The following is a 2,656-nucleotide window of genomic DNA, read 5'->3' as shown; positions in this document are numbered from 1 at the left end:
GAGATCTTCGACCCCGCCCGGGCCGCCCGGCTTCCGGCGGCCGCCCGGCGCTGGCTCCTGCACGCCATCGCGCCGGGCACGCCGCTGCTGACCACGGCGCTCATCGAGACGCACGGCCGCATCCGGTTCGGCGAGCACTGGTGGCCGTTCGACGCCGAGCAGGTCCTCAAGCCGTCCCGCGGTTTCGTCTGGGCCGCCACCGCGCGCCTGGCCGGGCTGCCCATCACCGGCTTCGACGAGTACCACCGGGGCGAGGGACGGACGGCCTGGCGGATTCTCGGGAGGGTTCCGCTGGTCTCGACGTCCGGGCCGGACGTGTCGCGCAGCGCGGCGGGCCGGTTGGCGGCCGAGTTCGTGATGGCCCCCGCAGCGGCGCTGTCCCCGGCCGTCCGGTGGGAAGAAGTGGACGACATGCGGGCGATCGCGCACGTCGCGGTCGGTTCGGACGTGCATCCGGTGACCCTCACCGTGCATCCGTCCGGGAGGCTGGTGTCGGTGAGCATCCCGCGGTGGGGCGACCCGGGCGGGGACGGCTTCGGCGAGCACCTGTTCGGCGTCCGGGTCCAGCGCGAACGGACCTTCGGCGGCTTCACCGTGCCGTCCCTGGCCCAGGCGGGCTGGGGCCTCGGCACCCCGGACTGGCAGGACGGCGAGTTCTTCCGGTTCTCCGTCGACCGCATCGACTACCGCTGAGACCGTCCCGCGCCTCCGCCCCGCGTGCCGTCCGCGCGGGGCGGTCGCCGCATGCCCGCCGGCGTCGCTCCGAGGACGGACGCGGAGGGCCCAACGGGCCGTGGCCAGGGACCATCGGCCCTGGGAGCAGAGTTCCCGCACCCGCCATCGTGGGAGTTCGGACAGCGCCTCGGGCGGTCCGTCCGCCCGGTCCCCGAGTAGGAGACGCCATGCCTCACACGACCGACTCTCCCGCCCCCGTTTCCCGCACCACCGGGACCGGTGCCGCGACGACGCCGCCCCTCACCTTCACGTTCAACGGCGCGATCACGCCGGGCCAGATCGACTGGGCGCGCGAGGCGTTCACGCGGGCGCTGGCGCACGCCCACGAGCCGGTCCTGTACGTCCACGCGACGCTGACGCAGCACCCCGTGCCGGCCGTGTCGGTGCGCATCGACCTCAACGGACGGCCGGTGCACGCGCACGCCCGGGCGGCGTCCCTGCACGAGGCGATCGGCCTGACCGCGGACAGGATCACGACGCGCCTCCAGCGGATCGCGCGCGACTGGGAGTCCCGCCGGGGCCAGCACCCCCGAGGCGCACGGCGCGCCGACTGAGCCGCGCACGGTCCGCGCATCAGAGCGCGGACGGCCCGCCGGACGCGCACGCGCGAGCCGATACCAGAACCGGAAACGAGGATCGACGTGACCATGACCGACGCCGCGATCGACACCGCCCTCGATCGTGCGGCCTGCCTGAACCTGCTCGGCACCGTCACGGTGGGACGCATCGCCTGGTGCACCTGCGATGGCCGCGTGATCGTGGTGCCGGTCGCGTTCGTCCTCGACGGCGAGACGATCGTCGTCCGCGCCGTCGGCGGGAGCAGGGTGCGTGCCGTCCGAACCGGCCGCCTGCTCACCTTCGAGGCGGACGACATCGACCCGGCCCACCAGACGGGCTGGAGCGTGCTCGTCAAGGGCGCGGCCGAGGTCATCGAGGACCGGGAGGGTGTCCCGGGGGCGTCCGTCCCCGCCGCGTGGGCGGACGACCCCGCTTCCTTCCTCGTGCGCATCCCCGCGACCGACATCACCGGTCACCGCCTAACGCCCTGACCGGACGGCCCGAGGCTCACCCAAGAGCGCGCACCACGGCCATGGTGTCCAGGTAGAACGGCCGGAACTCCGCGATCCGGCCGTCGCGGACGCCGATCAACTGCATCACCGACGTCTCCAACCGGCGCCCGCCGCCCCGTGCGACGAGCACACCCCGGTTGTGAACGACCGCGGTGTCCGCGTCAACGACGACGCGTTTCCGGGGACCAGTGACGCAGTCCTCGGGGCTCGGCCGACCTGGCGATCCAGAGCGCGATGGCGATGTAGGCGAGCTGCTGCGGGATCCGTGCCCACAGCGGGGTGGCTTCGGCGCCGTTGAGCGGAATGTCGTTGAGCGCGGCGTAGATGTTGGCGGGGAGCAGGAGCGGCAGCATCAGGGCGAGGCCGAGGGCGGCGACACGCCGGGTGGGGGCGAGGACGAGGCCGACCGCGATGAGCAGTTCCAGCACGCCGGTCAGATAGACCATGGCGAGCGGGAAGGGCACTGGCGGCGGCACCATGCGCGCGAGTTCCTCCGCGCTGGGCACGCCTTCGACACTGTCGGGGATGAAGCGCGCGCCCCCGGTGAGGACGAGCATGAGCGCCATCGCGTGGGCGGCGCAGACCGGCCAGGCGGCGAAGCGGCGGACGCCCAGCGCCCCGAGGGTGCGCAGCACCAGGGCCACGGCGACCGAGAGGATCACCTCCGCGCCGATGATGTCCACGAAGTCCTGCATGAAGAACCTTCCCCGGGGCGAGATCCGATCTTGACGTTGTCCAGATTGGGCGACACCGCCCTAACTTGTCAATGGCAAGATTGCGCGGCCGAACGGCGGTGGCGGTCAGAGGCCGAGGGTGCGCCGTGCGGCGGTCGCGTCCAGCCGGGGCGGGAC

Annotated in this window: 4 protein-coding genes; 3 read left to right on the top strand and 1 reads right to left on the bottom strand. The window is 73.2% G+C overall.

The window, feature by feature from the left end:
• The 3 genes from AB0J52_RS35360 to AB0J52_RS35350 all read left to right on the top strand — a co-directional run.
• A partial coding sequence (locus tag AB0J52_RS35360; protein WP_500187272.1) for a DUF6544 family protein occupies positions 1-693 on the top strand: 693 nt, incomplete at its 5' end.
• A 209-nt stretch (positions 694-902) separates the two neighbouring features.
• Positions 903-1,289, top strand: coding sequence for an HPF/RaiA family ribosome-associated protein (locus AB0J52_RS35355; RefSeq protein WP_500187271.1), 387 nt, complete (start codon positions 903-905; stop codon positions 1,287-1,289).
• A gap of 93 nt (positions 1,290-1,382) precedes the next feature.
• Positions 1,383-1,784, top strand: coding sequence for a pyridoxamine 5'-phosphate oxidase family protein (locus tag AB0J52_RS35350; protein ID WP_500187273.1), 402 nt, complete (start codon positions 1,383-1,385; stop codon positions 1,782-1,784).
• Positions 1,785-1,966: 182 nt separating this feature from the next.
• Here the strand turns inward: AB0J52_RS35350 and AB0J52_RS35345 are convergent, their stop codons facing one another.
• On the bottom strand, positions 1,967-2,500 hold the full coding sequence (locus AB0J52_RS35345; RefSeq protein WP_500187270.1) for a DoxX family protein: 534 nt from the start codon (positions 2,498-2,500) through the stop codon (positions 1,967-1,969).
• Positions 2,501-2,656: the final 156 nt, after the last annotated feature.

It is taken from the genome of Spirillospora sp. NPDC049652, from assembly GCF_040675125.1.
In the GTDB taxonomy this organism is placed as follows: Bacteria; Actinomycetota; Actinomycetes; order Streptosporangiales; family Streptosporangiaceae; genus Spirillospora.
The sequence above is the reverse complement of the archived record's forward strand: the minus strand, read 5'-3'. Positions and strand labels throughout refer to the sequence as shown.

What these genes read in the sequence shown, in the direction of transcription:
- AB0J52_RS35345 (WP_500187270.1), bottom strand. Translation starts at nt 2,500, where the DNA reads ATGCAGGACTTCGTGGACATCATCGGCGCGGAGGTGATCCTCTCGGTC.
- AB0J52_RS35350 (WP_500187273.1), top strand. Translation starts at nt 1,383, where the DNA reads ATGACCGACGCCGCGATCGACACCGCCCTCGATCGTGCGGCCTGCCTG.
- AB0J52_RS35355 (WP_500187271.1), top strand. Translation starts at nt 903, where the DNA reads ATGCCTCACACGACCGACTCTCCCGCCCCCGTTTCCCGCACCACCGGG.